Origin of the sequence: Halopenitus sp. POP-27 (genome assembly GCF_029889855.1) — an archaeon.
Taxonomy (GTDB): domain Archaea; phylum Halobacteriota; class Halobacteria; order Halobacteriales; family Haloferacaceae; genus Halopenitus; species Halopenitus malekzadehii.
Map to the genome: position 1 here is coordinate 1 of NZ_JARANU010000014.1, position 14,544 is coordinate 14,544.

12 protein-coding genes and 1 pseudogene are annotated in these 14,544 nt (G+C 65.8%); 10 read left to right on the plus strand and 3 right to left on the minus strand.

Annotated features, from left to right (window positions below; translation table 11 throughout):
• Positions 1 to 203: 203 nt before the first annotated feature.
• Positions 204 to 356, plus strand: a pseudogene (locus OQF70_RS09500) (Fe3+-hydroxamate ABC transporter substrate-binding protein); the annotation flags it as partial.
• Here the strand turns inward: OQF70_RS09500 and OQF70_RS09505 are convergent.
• From OQF70_RS09505 to purB, 3 genes are all read right to left on the minus strand, one after another.
• Positions 353 to 1,735 (minus strand): MFS transporter, encoded by a 1,383-nt coding sequence (locus OQF70_RS09505; RefSeq protein ID WP_280537243.1) that lies wholly within the window; start codon positions 1,733 to 1,735, stop codon positions 353 to 355. The pseudogene OQF70_RS09500 and the gene OQF70_RS09505 sit on opposite strands and share 4 nt — an antisense overlap.
• Before the next feature lie 393 nt (positions 1,736 to 2,128).
• Positions 2,129 to 2,449: a winged-helix domain-containing protein gene (locus tag OQF70_RS09510; RefSeq protein WP_280537244.1), complete on the minus strand. Its 321-nt coding sequence runs from the start codon at positions 2,447 to 2,449 to the stop codon at positions 2,129 to 2,131.
• A gap of 204 nt (positions 2,450 to 2,653) precedes the next feature.
• Entirely contained in the window at positions 2,654 to 4,177 is a 1,524-nt protein-coding gene (gene purB, locus OQF70_RS09515) for an adenylosuccinate lyase (RefSeq protein ID WP_280537245.1), read from the minus strand.
• A gap of 165 nt (positions 4,178 to 4,342) precedes the next feature.
• Between purB and purN the strand changes: the two genes are divergently transcribed.
• The 9 genes from purN to OQF70_RS09560 all read left to right on the plus strand — a co-directional run bounded on the left by purN (position 4,343) and on the right by OQF70_RS09560 (position 14,507).
• Positions 4,343 to 5,935, plus strand: a complete 1,593-nt coding sequence (gene purN, locus OQF70_RS09520) for a phosphoribosylglycinamide formyltransferase (RefSeq protein WP_280537246.1) — start codon at positions 4,343 to 4,345, stop codon at positions 5,933 to 5,935.
• 81 nt (positions 5,936 to 6,016) lie between these two features.
• Positions 6,017 to 7,909, plus strand: a complete 1,893-nt coding sequence (locus OQF70_RS09525) for a flippase activity-associated protein Agl23 (protein WP_280537247.1) — start codon at positions 6,017 to 6,019, stop codon at positions 7,907 to 7,909.
• Between the two features lie 175 nt (positions 7,910 to 8,084).
• Positions 8,085 to 9,284, plus strand: coding sequence for a 5-(carboxyamino)imidazole ribonucleotide synthase (locus OQF70_RS09530; RefSeq protein ID WP_280537248.1), 1,200 nt, complete (start codon positions 8,085 to 8,087; stop codon positions 9,282 to 9,284).
• A 76-nt stretch (positions 9,285 to 9,360) separates the two neighbouring features.
• On the plus strand, positions 9,361 to 9,975 hold the full coding sequence (gene purE / locus OQF70_RS09535) for a 5-(carboxyamino)imidazole ribonucleotide mutase (protein WP_280537250.1): 615 nt from the start codon (positions 9,361 to 9,363) through the stop codon (positions 9,973 to 9,975).
• Between the two features lie 186 nt (positions 9,976 to 10,161).
• Positions 10,162 to 10,578 carry an NADH-quinone oxidoreductase subunit A gene (locus OQF70_RS09540; RefSeq protein ID WP_280537251.1) on the plus strand — a complete coding sequence of 139 codons (417 nt, stop codon included), beginning with the start codon at positions 10,162 to 10,164 and terminating at the stop codon, positions 10,576 to 10,578.
• Positions 10,575 to 11,276, plus strand: coding sequence for an NADH-quinone oxidoreductase subunit B (locus OQF70_RS09545; protein WP_280537252.1), 702 nt, complete (start codon positions 10,575 to 10,577; stop codon positions 11,274 to 11,276). Before OQF70_RS09540 ends, OQF70_RS09545 begins: the two co-directional genes overlap by 4 nt.
• Complete coding sequence (locus tag OQF70_RS09550) at positions 11,273 to 12,955, plus strand: NADH-quinone oxidoreductase subunit D (RefSeq protein WP_280537253.1); 1,683 nt, start codon at positions 11,273 to 11,275, stop codon at positions 12,953 to 12,955. The genes OQF70_RS09545 and OQF70_RS09550 overlap by 4 nt, the downstream gene beginning before the upstream one ends.
• Positions 12,955 to 14,049 (plus strand): NADH-quinone oxidoreductase subunit H, encoded by a 1,095-nt coding sequence (locus OQF70_RS09555; protein WP_280537254.1) that lies wholly within the window; start codon positions 12,955 to 12,957, stop codon positions 14,047 to 14,049. Before OQF70_RS09550 ends, OQF70_RS09555 begins: the two co-directional genes overlap by 1 nt.
• Positions 14,046 to 14,507: an NADH-quinone oxidoreductase subunit I gene (locus OQF70_RS09560; protein WP_039400544.1), complete on the plus strand. Its 462-nt coding sequence runs from the start codon at positions 14,046 to 14,048 to the stop codon at positions 14,505 to 14,507. The genes OQF70_RS09555 and OQF70_RS09560 overlap by 4 nt, the downstream gene beginning before the upstream one ends.
• The last annotated feature ends 37 nt before the right edge of the window (positions 14,508 to 14,544 follow it).

Consider the following 14,544-nt stretch of genomic DNA (forward strand, 5'->3'; position numbering starts at 1 on the left):
TTGGGCGTATGGGAGACGATGACGGCGGTGTATCCCCGCCCTACTGCGCTACTCAGCCTTCGGCCTGCGTTGCTCGTTGAGGGCGGGGGCTTACCGCCTGCATTCAGCTAAATGAGTTCGTTCCAGAGCGCTGTCACCGTCGTGAGCAGTGGTTGGACCTGCTGTACAGGTGCCAGCGCTGCTTGCACGCGTTCGGCTAGGACCGCGGGGGATTCCTCAATCAGGGACCGATCCACAACCTCTTTCTGACCGAACGCGCCGCGACACAGCTGTTCCCCGAGACGTTCGAGACGGTGACCGACGACGTCGAACTCTTCGATCGGTCGGCCGTCGCCGACATCGTGGCGGGGAATTAGGCATACGCCTCGAACTCCTCGCCGAAGGCGAGGAAGTAGCCGGTCCCGACCACCCCGATCGCGGCGGCGATCGTGAACGCAATCTCGGGACTCACGAACTCCCAGAGATAGCCGCCGAGTGCGGCGCTCGGGATCACGATCGTGTTCCGCAGGAGGTAGTACGTCCCGGTGACGCGCCCGCCGGAGCCCTGCTCGGCGGGACCGACGATCAGCGCCTTGTGCGAGGGCAAGCCCGCGAACCGAAGTCCGGAGAACGCGAAGACGAGCACCATTGCCCACTGGAGCGGGACGAGGGGTGCGAGCACCCCGGGCGCGCCGATGAGCACGATCGGAAAGAGCGCGTAGACCGCAAATCCCAGCGCGACGACCGGCTTGAGCCCGACGCGCTCGGCCGCCTTGGCCGCCGGGATCATCGAGCCGAGCGCGATCAACATCTCGACGCCGAGCAGATAGCCGAAGAAGGCGGCCGGCGAGAGATCGATCGCGTACGAAACGCCGGCCAGCGAGACCGTCGTCTCGAACCCGACCGCGTAGAACCGCGTTATCACCAGCACGAAGAAGACGTACACCATCCCGTTCGCGAACCGGACGAGCGTGTCGCCCACGAGCAGCGGACGCAGCGGACCGGGCATTTCGCGCAGATCTCGCCGGATCCGACCGATCCCCTCGAACGAACCGCCGATGGAATCCGCATCGGCCGCATAGAGAACGTGCTGGGCGACCGTGCCGACGACCCCGAAGACGACCGCCACGGCGAGGACGTACTGAAAGCTCACCGTGAAGTCCGGATGGAAGCCGATGAGGACGGCCGCAAGCACCGGTCCGACGAGGAACGCCGTCCGGCGGAACGTCTCGGTGCTTGCGAACCCGGCAGCCAGCCGCGACGGATCGGTGGCCTGCTTGACGACCGCGAACGTCGCGCCCAGGCCGAACGACTTCCAGGCCTGTGCGAGGACCAGCCCGACGAAGATCCAGATCCACGGTTCGATCGTGACGCCGCCGACGCCGATCGGGCCGATCCCGGGCGCCACGAGCCAGACGAGGAAGCCGAGCGTCGACAGCAACCCGAACAGGGTCAGCGCGTACCGCGACCCGATCCGGTCGGAGATCGCCCCGCCGGGATAGGGGTACACGGCCGAGATCACGTTCCCGAAGGTTCCGAACAGCCCCACGACGAAGCCGCTCGCGCCCAGCGCGACCATGTACTCCGGGAGGTACCGGTTCGTCATCTGGAACCCGAGACTGAAGGCGAACATCGCCAGCGACAACACGAGCACGTCCCGCTCGAGGGCGAGAAACCGACGGAACGGTCCGAACGCATCGGACCATTTCCCGTCCCGGGTCGAATCGTCGCCGGTGGAATCGTCAGTGTGTGTCACCGTGTTCCTCCCACTATGTGGTCGGTTCGCGGGTGGGGAGCAAAAGCGTCACGCCGATCGGATGAGTCGAAGTTCTGTGACGAAAGGAGAACGCAAGGACCCGATATGTCGTCACTGTATTATGTTCTATTGACGATACTACTGATAGACGGTGTCTCGAGTATCCAGTTCCAGTACTCGAAGTTCGTTCCGTTCGGTGACCCACTCGATGATCGCTCGTCGTTTCCCGATGCGGAGCGAATAGTCGTCTCGTCCCTTGAGCGGCTTGAGATGACGGTCCGGATTCTACCCGGCCTCGGTCAACTTCGATCGAATTCGAGCCTCGACATCGGTTGGCAGAGCCTGCAGCTTCTTCTCCACATCGGGATGCAACAACACCGTCGGCATCTATCGCTACAGTTCCTCCCACTCGTGCGACTCCGTTCTCGAGTCGACGGTTTCGGCGGTCTGCGAATCCAGTTCAGGGGCGACCTCTGCCCACCATCCTACAGATCTCGCACCGAGCTTTTTACGGCTTACAAGCCCTTTCTCGTCCATCTCTTCGAGTCGGTTTCGGACTCCTTCAGGGGTGATCTGTATCCCAAACCGCCGAAGACCATCAGCGACTTCCGGTGCCGTGAGGACCGGATCGTCCTCGTAGTCGAACACTTTGAGAAGGTCCTGTTCGGTGACGGACTCCTCAAATCGGCCCGCATCATCGCGTCCTTGGCTCATGGTTCTACTGACGTGGTGATCCTGCATAACCGTTTGGTTCGTGCAAACCGGTCCGATCAGGATCCTGATGAGAACTATTCGTCAAAATCCGATCTCCTCTAACAGTGCTGTTTGGATGGTGGGGTGTAGAGATTCAACGGAATCAGTGAACTGCCCGGACGATCCGTGATTCACTATCGCCGTGTATGGTTTATCGCCGGAGCGTCACTCGCGGACGTCCGCGTCGATCTCGTCCACGAGGTCCGCGCCGAGGCCGACGTACCCGGCCGGCGTCAGGGCGTTCAGCTCCTCGCGGACGGACTCGTCGACGTCGAGGTCCGCGAACAGGTCTCGGAAATCCGCGAGCGTGACCGTCTTCCCGCGAGTGAGTTCCTTGACGCGCTCGTACGCGTCCGTGTCCCCCTCCCGCCGGAGGATCGTCTGGACCGCCTCGCCGATGATCGCCGGCGTCGCCTCGAGATCCTCGCGCATCACCTGCTCGTTCGGGACAACCTTCCCCAGCCCGTCGGCGGCCTTCGAGTAGCCGATCAGGCTGTGGGCGAGGGCTGCGCCGATGTTGCGTTTGACCGTGGAGTCCGAGAGGTCGCGCTGAAGCCGGGAGGTCGTGACGTAGTCGGCGAGGAACGTGAGGTCGGCGTTGGCCTTCGAGAGGTTCCCCTCGCTGTTCTCGAAGTCGATCGGGTTCACCTTGTGGGGCATCGTCGAGGACCCGGTCTCGCCCGCGACGGTCTCCTGGCCGAGATAGCGGTCGGAGACGTAAAGCCAGGCGTCCAGATCGAGGTCCCGAAGGACGTTGTTCACTCCGCGGATCGCGTCGAAGACGGCCGCGATGTCGTCACAGGGGTTGACCTGGGTCGCGAGCGGGACGTGTTCGAGCCCGAGATCCGCCACGAACGTCCGGGAGAACGCTCGCCAGTCGACGTCCGGGTAGGCTGCCTCGTGGGCGGCGTAGGTTCCGGAGGCACCGGCCAGCTTGCCGGCGATCGCGTCCGTCTCGCGCCGGAGCCGCCCGAGCGCCCGCCCGAGCCGCGCCGCGTAGACCGCCATCTCCTTGCCGAAGGTCGTGGGCGTGGCCGGCTGGCCGTGGGTGCGCGCGAGCATCGGAACGTCCCGGTACTCGTGGGCCAGATCGACGAGCCCGTCGCGAACCTCGCGGATCGCCGGCACGAGCACGTCCTCGACGGCGGGTTTCACGAGCAGCCGATGTGCGAGGTTGTTGACGTCCTCGCTCGTCAGTCCGAAGTGGATCCACGGGAAGAGCGTCTCGGCGTCGTCGATCGGGGGATCTCCGGCTTCGCCGTCGGTCGATGCCGCATCCACCGCACCCACCGTATCCGCCGCCTCGGTCAGCCGGATCCGGAGGAAGTACTCGACCGCCTTCACGTCGTGGTTCGTGGCGTCGTATCCCTTTGCACCCCGAACTTCGAGATCCTTGATGAGTCGGGCGTCGTCGGCGTCGAACGTCCGGTACGTCGCCCGGATCGCGGCACGGGCGTCGGTGTCGATCTCGATCGGCGTCGCCTTGAGGTCGGCCAGCGCGATCAGGTACTCCGCCTCGACACGGGTTCGAGCCCGCATCAGCGCCGCCTCGCTCGCGTACGGCGAGAGCGGTTCGGTTCGGCGTGCGTATCGTCCATCGAGCGGCGAGACGGCGGCGAGGGGATCCTCGCGGGACAGTCCCGCGATCCCTCGACCGTCGTCCGTCGCCGACCGAGACTCGTCGGTCATACCCGTTGCTGTCCGCGGACGGCGCAAAAGCGTGTCGATGGTCGTGCACGGGTGTGGATATATCCGGCCCATACAGCGCCGTCGGCGCCCAAATATATCCGTGTTCGTGGATACATACCGATAGCGGACCGCAATTCATATACTCCATCGCGCGGACCCTCGCGTATGAAGATCGCCGGGTTAGCGAGCAATCGCGGACGGAACCTGCTGCACATCGACGACGTGGCGCCGGGTGGCGCGGAGCTGGCCGTCGCGTTGACCAACCAGGAGGGCGCGCCGATCGTCGAATCGGCCGCCGAGCGGGGGATCCCGACCGAGGTCGTCGACCGGGCGGACGACGAGTCGCGGGCCGACCACGAACGGCGCGTCCTGGATCGGCTCGGGAACTACGACGTCGACCTCGTCTGTCTGGACGGCTATATGCGAGTCCTGACCGAGACGTTCCTCGAGAACGCGCCGACGACGATCAACGTGCACCCGTCCCTGCTGCCGGCCTTCCCGGGATCGGACGCGCACGAGCAGGTCCTCGAGGCGGGCGTTCGGACGACCGGGTGCACCGTCCACGTGGCGACCGAGGACGTCGACGCCGGTCCGATCCTCACCCAGGAACCGGTTCCCGTCTACGAGGACGATGACGCGGCGAGCTTAAAGCAAAGAGTGCTATATGAAGCCGAGTTCACGGCCTACCCGCGGGTCGTTCGGTGGTTCGCGGAGGGACGCGTCGACGTCGACCACGAGGCCGAGACCGTCTCGATCGAGGGAGACACCGGTGGCGACTTCCCGACGCGCCGGCTCGTCTCCGAGGATCGGGGCGAGCAGCTCCGGTACGGCGAGAACCCCCATCAGGACGCCGCGCTGTACGTCGACGACGCCTGCGAGGAGGCATCGGTCGTCGGCGCCCCCCAGCTGAACGAGGGCGCGAAGGGAATGGGGTATAACAACTACAACGACGCCGACGCCGCGCTTTCGCTCGTCAAGGAGTTCGACGAGCCGGCGGCGGCGGTGATCAAACACACGAATCCGGCGGGCTGTGCCACGAGCGACACGCTCGCGGACGCCTACGACCGGGCGCTGCGAACGGACGCGAAGTCGGCGTTCGGCGGGATCGTCGCGCTCAATCGCGAGTGTGACGCCGAGACGGCCACCGCGATCACCGATTCCTTCAAGGAGGTCGTCGTCGCGCCCGGCTACACCGACGCCGCGCTCGACGTGCTCCGGGAGTCGGAGAACCTGCGCGTGCTCGACGTCGGACCGCTCGGGGAGGGAGAGGACCGGTTCAGCGAACCGTTGACCGAAAAGCCGCTCGTTGGCGGTCGACTCGTGCAGGAACGTGACCATCAATCGCCGACCGCCGACGATCTGGAGATCGTTACCGAACGTGAGCCCACCGACGCGGAGATCGAGACGATGCTGTTCGCCTGGAGGACGCTCAAACACGTCAAATCGAACGGGATCCTCTTTGCGACCGGCACCGAGACGGTCGGCGTCGGGATGGGACAGGTCTCCCGCGTCGACGCCGTCACGCTCGCCGCGATGAAGGCTGAAAAGGACGCGGACGGGAAGTCCGCTGAGGGAGCCGTGATGGCCTCGGACGCGTTCTTCCCGTTCCCGGACGGGATCGACGAGGCGGCCGAGGCCGGGATCGAGGCCGTGATCCAGCCCGGCGGGTCGGTCAACGACGAGGACGTCATCGAGGCGGCCAACGACCACGGGATGGCGATGGCGTTCACCGGATCGCGGAGCTTCCGGCACGACTAACCGGACGGAGGCCGGTTCGCGGCCACGTCGTCGTCCGAACCGGAACACAAGAATTGTAACCTCGCACACGGACCCTCGGGTATGTCGCCACCGGAGCACCGGGACGGGGTCGATCGGATCGATCGGACCGATCGGACCGGCCGTGCCGACGCCGCGGGGCGACGCACGCTCGGGGCACTCGCGGCCGTCACGATCCTCTCGCTCGTGCTCCGGCTGTACGATCTCGGCGGGCGGGTCTTCCACTGGGACGAGGGGCGCGTGGGATACTGGACGCTCCGGTACGTCGAAAGCGGACAGCTGGAGTACGAGCCGATCATCCACGGACCGTTCCTCCGGATCGTCAACGCGGCCGTCTTCGGCGTCCTGCCGCCGACTGATGCGTCAGCACGGCTGATCGTTGCCCTCGTCGGCGGACTCCTGCCGCTGTCGGTCTGGCTGTTCCGAGCCCACCTCGATCGGTGGGAGCTCGTTGCGGTCGCCGGGCTGCTCGCGTGCAATCCCCTGTTGGTCTACTACTCGCGGTTTATGCGCAACGACGTCCTCGTGGGCGGATTCGCGTTCGTCGCGCTCGGGTTCACGGTCCGGGCGATCGACACTCGTCGTGCTCGCTATCTCTACCCCGGTGCGGTTGCGCTGTCACTGTCGCTCGCGACCAAGGCGAACACGATCATCTACGTCCTCTGCTTTCTCGGGGCGGGCGCGCTGATCGCGGATCACCGGCTCGTCCGCCACCTCACGGGGAGCGTCGACGCCGACGGCGAGGTGGGATCGATGTCCGTGGACGGGTCGGATGCCGAACCCGGTCCGCCGATCCGGCCTGGCGTGGTGGTCTGGCTTCGTGCACGGTGGCGCGGGCTCTCGTCCGTTGCCGGGCGGTGGCATCCGGTCGGCTATCTGATCGGTCACGTCGTCGGGCTCGTTGCCACCTTCCTCGCGGTCACGGTGTTCTTCTACGCGCCGCGACCCCTGTTGTATCGGGCGATCGAGTCGCCGGATCTGTGGGGGACGGTCCTGCGGGAGGCCACGGTCGGATCGGCCGAAAAGCTGGCCGACCTCTGGCTCACCGGCGAGATGCAGGATAACCCCTACCTGCAGTTCCTCCACCACGAGCTGGAGACGCTCACGTACACGGCACCCGTCACCGCGATCTTCGCGATCGTCGGGTTTCTCGTCGACGGACACGTTCGTGGCCGTGAGGGGGTTCCCGCCGGTCGCCGTCGCGCACTCATCGCCTTCGCGACCTACTGGGGGCTCGCGAGCCTGGTCGGCTACCCGGCCGCGACCGACATCAACGCCCCCTGGTCGGCCGTCCACATCGTGCTCCCGTTGACGATTCCCGCGGGCGTGGGCCTCGCGTACGTCGCCCGGGAGGGGTGGGCGGCGGTCGAGCGACCGTCGGCACCACGACCTCCTCTGCGAGTCATCGATCGGGAAACGGCGACGCTTGCGGCGCTCGTCCTGCTGGCGGCGACCGCCGGCGTGACCGCGCCGACCGCGACCTACTGGAACTCCACGAACTCCGACCACACCGCGGCGGTCCAGTGGGCCCAACCGCACAACGACGCCCGGTCGACGATCGCCGACGTCGAGGCGGTCGCGGCGACCCACGACGACGGCGTCGATATCCTGTTCGTCGGGACACACACCTCGGATCGGGAGGACGTGATGTACGTCGACAACGAGTCGGCCGCCGACCGGGACGGCGCACCCGGCGGCTGGTACGATCGCCTTCCACTTCCGTGGTATTACGAACGCGCGGGCGCGACCGTCGACAGCGTGAGCGCCGACGCCGACCGGGCTGCGGCGTTGGCGGATCCGCCGCCGGTCGTGATCGTTCACGAATCGGGCCGGGCCGCCGTCGAGCCCCATCTCGAGGGCTATCGCGTCACCGCCCATGAGTTCCGGCTGTGGAACTTCCGACTCGTCTTCTTCGTCGAGGAGGAGACGCTCCGTGAGGCCGGTCGGATCGAGTGATCGGTCCGCATGTCGAGTTGTGTGACCGGTCGGCGTCCCGACCTGCGTGATCGGTTGCCGATCCGGTCGCGTTCGATCCATAGGTGTGCTTATTTTGGTTCGTATTCGGGACGATCGATCCAGCCATTCGGCGTATGTGGTAATCCTTATGCGGTCCCGTTCGAAAGCCCCGCGCGTGACAGTCACGCTACCAGGACCGACGATCGGGATCGTCGGCGGCGGACAGCTCGGGCGGATGATCGGCGAGGCCGTCGCCCGTCGCGGGATCGAGGTCGTCGTGCTCGACCCGACGCCGGAGTGTCCCGCCGCGCCGGTGGTCTCCGAGCAGATCGTCGGTGACTTCGACGACGAGGCGGCGATCCGGGAGCTCGCCGATCGGGCGGACCTGCTCACCTACGAGATCGAGCTGGCCGACCCGGACGTGCTCGAGACGGTCGCCGCGGAGTACGACCTGTCGGTCCATCCCGATCCCGACACCCTTCGGACGATCCAGGACAAACTCGTCCAGAAGTCGGCGCTGGCGGACGCCGGGATCCCGGTCCCGCCGTTCGAAGCCGTCTCCTCGGCGGCCGACCTGGAGGCCGCGCTCGACCGGTTCGGCGAGGTGATGCTCAAGGCCCGCGAGGGCGGGTACGACGGGCGCGGGAACCGCCCCGTGACGGAGGTCGAAGCGATCGATGCGGCGCTCGAGGAACTCGGCACGAACGCGATGGCGGAGGCGTTCGTCCCCTTCGAACGCGAACTCTCGGTCATCGGCGTCGTGGGGGACGACGACGTTCGGACCTATCCGGTGACGGAGACGATCCACCGCGAGGAGATACTTCGGGAGAGCGTGACGCCGGCACGGACCGACGACGGCGTCATCGATCGGGCGGAGACGGTCGCTCACGACGTACTCGAGTTCCTGGACGGGCGCGGCGTCTACGGCATCGAACTCTTCGAGACGCCGGACGGGGAGATCCTCGTCAACGAGATCGCGCCGCGGCCGCACAACTCCGGCCACTGGACGATCGAGGGCGCGCGAACGTCCCAGTTTGAGAACCACGCCCGCGCGGTTCTCGGCTGGCCGCTCGGACCGACGGACCTGCGCGAGCCGACGGTCACCGCGAACGTCCTCGGTGACGTCGACGGAACGGGACCGGCACGGCTTCGCGGCGTCGACACGGTCCTCGAGGCCCCGGACGTCGACCTTCACTGGTACGGCAAGGACGACGTGCGACCGCTCCGGAAGATGGGCCACCTGACCGTGACGGGCGGCTCAGGGTCCCTCGTCGACGCCGACGCGATCTCAGCTCGCTCGGAGCGACTGGATCGCGCACGCGACCTCCGCGACGCCGTGACGTTCGCACCCGTCGATACACCCGAGACCGAGTGATCGACGACACCCGATACCGAGTGACCGACCACGAACACCAACCGACCGCGAAACCGATCGACGCCGACCCGACACAATGACGACGCCACAGGACCTCATCGACCGACTCGAGACGGAGGCTGCACAGGACGCCGACCCGGAGACGACCCCGGACGTCGGCATCATCATGGGATCGGATTCGGATCTGCCCACGATGGAGGGGGCCTACGAGGCCCTCGACACCCTTGGGTTCGCCGAACAGACCGACTTCTCGGACCCGCCGTCGAGCCGCTTCACCTACGAATCGTACGTCGTTTCGGCCCACCGGACGCCGGAGTTAATGTATGCGTACGGGGAGACCGCGCGTGATCGGGGCCTCGACGTCATCATCGCAGGTGCCGGCGGCAAGTCCGCCGACCTGCCGAACATGACCGCCTCGATCGCCTACCCGATCCCCGTGATCGGCGTGCCCGTCCAGGAGAAGTCGGTCGACTCGGTCATCGGGATGCCGACCGGCGCGCCGATCGTCGCCGTCGACGCCGGCAAATCGTTCAACGCGGCCCTCTCGGCCGCACAGGTGCTCGCGCGTGAGCACGACGCCATCGAGGATCGGCTCATCGAGTACCACGAGGATCTCACTGCCGACGTCGCGGACGTCTCGATGGCCCTCCACGACCTCGGGATCGACGGCTTCCGCGATCGGGACGCCTGACCGCTCCGGAGATCAGGACGTCCGGCCGTTCCGGCGATCGAGTGCGGATCGATCAAGGGGTGGACGACGATCGAACGGACGACGATCGAACACGCCATCCCGTGAACCTGCGTCTCACACCCGCGCGTACGAGAATCAACGCTTATGTAGGGTCCAACCAAACCCACGCACGTTACGGAGACCTGTATGAGTGATTGGATAGCTATCGGCGCATTGGCGGTCGTCGGGATCGGCATCCCGCTGGGGATGCTGGGGGTCTCGGCGTTGCTCCGTCCAAGCGTGCCGGAACAAGGCAAACGAACCATCTACGAGTCCGGGGAGGTACCGACCGGCAGCGCGCACATCCGGTTCAACATCCAGTACTATATGGTCGCGCTGTTGTTCCTCGTGTTCGACATCGAGACGGTCCTGCTGTTCCCGTGGGTCGTCATCTATCGACCCGCGCTCGAGGCGGGGATCCCGATGGCACGGCTGCTGGCACCGATGTTGGCGTTCGTCGGCATCCTTACCATCGGACTCGTGTGGGCGTGGCGCAACGGCGCGGTCGAATGGATGCGCAGTCCCCGCGCAACGCGCCGAAAGACGAAACGTAACCAACCATGAGCAGCGATCAACCATTTATCACGGACGATTCCGCGGTGGTGACAGAGACCCGCGACGCTCGGATGGGCGAGGGCCGCGGCGACCGATTCAACTCGCGGCTTCGGGAGGCGTTCGGCTCCTCGCCGTTCATCCTCACGAAGTTCGACAAGTTCCTCAACTGGGCCCGTGGGTCATCGATGTTTATGCTGCAGTTCGGGATCGCCTGCTGCAGCATCGAGATGATGCACACCTACGCGGTCAAACACGACCTGGACCGGTTCGGGTCCGGCGTCCCCCGCGCGTCGCCGCGACAGGCGGACGTGATGATCGTCCCCGGGACGATCGTCTCCAAGTTCGCCCCGCGGATGAAGCGCGTCTACGACCAGATGCCCGAGCCGAAGTTCGTCGTCGGGATGGGATCGTGTACCATCTCCGGCGGCCCGTTCCAGGAGGGCTACAACGTGATCAAGGGCGCCGAGGAGGTCATCCCGATCGACATCCACGTTCCGGGCTGTCCCCCGCGTCCGGAGGCGCTCGTCTACGGCGTCGCCAAGCTCCAGGAACGCATCGCCAACGGCGAGGCAAGCCCGGTCACGGTCAAACCCTACGAGCTCGAGCAGTTTTCCGACCTCGAACAGGACGAGCTCGTCGAGCATCTGACCGACCAGATCGACGAGGACGACCTCGTGATGCGATACAACTTCGCTGATTCGCCATGAGCTTACAGAACCCCGACGGGGACCTCGAGCCGGCCGACGAGGCGTCGGTCGTCGCCCAACGAGACCCCGACGAACTCGCCGAACTCCTGGGCGATGCGGTCATCGGCCGCGAGCAACACCTCAACGCGCCCGGCTTCGTGATTCGGCCGGACGCCGTCCAGGACGTCCTCTCGACGCTCAAGGACGAGGCGGGCTACGACCATCTCTCGGTCGTCACCGCCCAGGAGTACGAGAACCGCTATGAGTCGATCTATCACCTGAAGAAGTTCGCCGACCCGACCCAGGAGGTCAGCGTCGTCGTGCCCGCGGACAAGGAGAATCCGGTTTCACAGTCCGCCGAGCCGGTCTTCCGGACCGCCGACTGGCACGAGCGAGAGGCGTATGACCTCGTCGGGATCGAGTACGACGACCACCCGGACCTGCGACGCATCCTCCTGCCGGAGACCTGGCAGGGGCATCCGATGTCGATGGACTACGACAAGGACCAGCCGCAGGTCGTCTCACTGCGTGAACACGCCAACCCGCTGCAGGCAGACCACCGGGAGGACGAGTCGGACACGATGTTCATCAACATCGGTCCTCACCACCCGGCGACCCACGGCGTGTTGCACCTCAAGACGACCCTCGACGGCGAGCAGGTCGCCGACGTCGAATCCGACATCGGCTACCTCCACCGCTCGGAGGAGCAGATGGCCCAAAGCGGGACCTACCGGCACCAGATCATGCCGTACCCGGACCGCTGGGACTACATCTCGGCCGGGCTGTTGAACGAGTGGGCCTACGCCCGAGCCGCCGAGGACCTCGCGGACATCGACGTGCCGGAGTACGCGCAGGTCATCCGGACGATGGGTGCCGAGCTGTGCCGGATCGCCGCGCATATGCTCGCGGTCGCCACGTTCGCGTTGGACATCAACGGCGACTTCACCGCGACGTTTATGTACGCGATCAACGATCGCGAGCAGGCGCAAAGCATCCTCGAGGACCTGACCGGTCAGCGGATGATGTTCAACTACTTCCGGCTCGGCGGCGTCGTCTGGGACCTCCCCGAGCCCCGCGAGGAGTTCTTCGAGAAGACGCGCGCCTTCCTCGATCAGCTCCCCGGCTCCGTCGAGGAGTACCACGACCTGTTGACCGCCAACGAGATCCTCCAGATGCGAACGATCGACACGGGGATCCTCCCGCCGGAGGTCGCAAAGGACTACGGCGCGACCGGCCCGGTCGTCCGTGGCTCCGGCGTCGATTACGACCTGCGCCGTGACGACCCGTACGGCTACTACGACGAGCTCGACTGGGACGTCATCACCGAGGACGGCTGTGACAACTACAGCCGGCTGCTCGTGCGGCTCCAGGAGGTCGAGGAGTCCGCGAAGATCATCGAACAGTGCATCGACCTGCTCGAGGACTGGCCCGAGGAGGACCGCACCATCCAGTCGAACGTGCCGCGCACGCTCAAACCCGAGGACGACACGGAGATCTACCGCGCCGTCGAAGGGGCGAAAGGCGAACTCGGGGTCTACATCCGGGCCGATGGAACCGACAAGCCCGCCCGGTTCAAGATCCGGTCGCCGTGCTTCTCGAACCTCCAGACACTGCCCGAGATGGCCAACGGGGAGTACGTCCCCGATATGGTCGCCGCGCTCGGCAGCCTCGATATCGTGCTCGGGGAGGTGGACCGCTGATGGCGGCCGGTTCCCTCCTCGACGTGGCTCCAGCACAGCTGTTCCCCGAACAGGTGACGAACGCGCTCGGCCTCCCCGGCGTCATCGGGGAGCTCGTCGGCGCGCTCATCGCCGCGTTCCTGGTCGGGAACATTATGCTCGCGTTCACCGGCGTCGCCGGTCCGTGGGCGAAACGGAAGATCACTGCCGCGTTCACCGACCGGATCGCGGTCGACCGCATCGGCCCGTTCGGGCTGCTCATCATCCCGGCGGCGGCGGTACAGCTGCTTGCCAAGGAGCTCATCATCCCGGAGGGCGCGGACCGACCGTCCTACGACCTCGCACCCCTCGTCCTCCCGGCGTCGGCGATGCTCGGGTTCTCCGTGATCCCGATGGGACAGCTCGGGCCCATCAATCTGCAGCTTGCCGACCCCGAAGTCGGCTTCGCGTTGACGTTCGCGTTCGCGTCGATCGCCTCAATCTCGCTGGTGATGGCCGGCTACGCGTCGAACAACAAGTACTCGCTGCTCGGTGGCCTTCGCGCGATCGCCCAGAACCTCGCGTACGAGATCCCGCTCATCGTGACCGCGATGTCGGTCGTCATCTTCACCGGTAGCCTCCGCACGAGCGAGATCGTCGCCGCCCAGCAGGAGGCGCTGTTCACGGTGGCCGGTGTCGCGATCCCGTCGTGGTTCGCCATCGTGAATCCATTCGCGTTCGGACTGTTCGTCGTGGCGAACATGGCGGAGATCGGTCGCAATCCCTTCGACATTCCGGAGGCCCCGACCGAGATCGTCGCCGGGTACCAGACCGAGTACTCCTCGGCGTACTTCGTGTTGTTCTACCTCGGAGAGTTCCTCCACATCTTCCTCGGCGGCGCGATCCTGACCCTCGCCTTCCTCGGCGGCGCCTCGGGCCCCGGACCCGCAAGCATCGGGTTCGTCTGGTTCGTGGTGAAGGTCTGGGCGTTCTTCCTGTTCACCCAGTGGTGCCGCTCGGCGATTCCGCGGGTCCGTATCGATCAGCTGATCGAGATCGGCTGGAAGGGAATGCTGGTGTTGTCGTTCGCGAACCTGATCCTCACGGCGGTGCTCGTGGGGGTGATCGCCTCATGATCGGATTGTTAAAATCGATGGCGACCACGATGAAACACGCGCTCGACGGGACGACGTTCACGGTGGAGTATCCGGACGTCGCCCCCGACGTGAGCCCGCGGTTCCGTGGCGTCCACAAGTTCAGTCAGGAGCGGTGTATCTGGTGTCGACAGTGCGAAAACGTCTGTCCGAACGACACGATCCAGATCGTCCAGGACGACCAGCGCAACGGCGAAGAGTACAACCTCCACATCGGCCAGTGCATCTACTGCCGACTGTGTGAGGAGGTCTGTCCCGTCGACGCGATCCTGTTGACCCAGAACTTCGAGTTCACCGCGGACACGAAGGACGACTTCGTGTACAACAAAGAACAGCTCAAGAACGTCCCGTGGTACAAGGGGATCGACCCGCTCAACTCCCGGAATCCCGACCGTGGTGCATGGGTCGGCGAGGGAGACGGGGAGGTCGATTACCAGTAGCCGCGGAGCGACGGCGGAGTCGCTCTCGAAATCTACA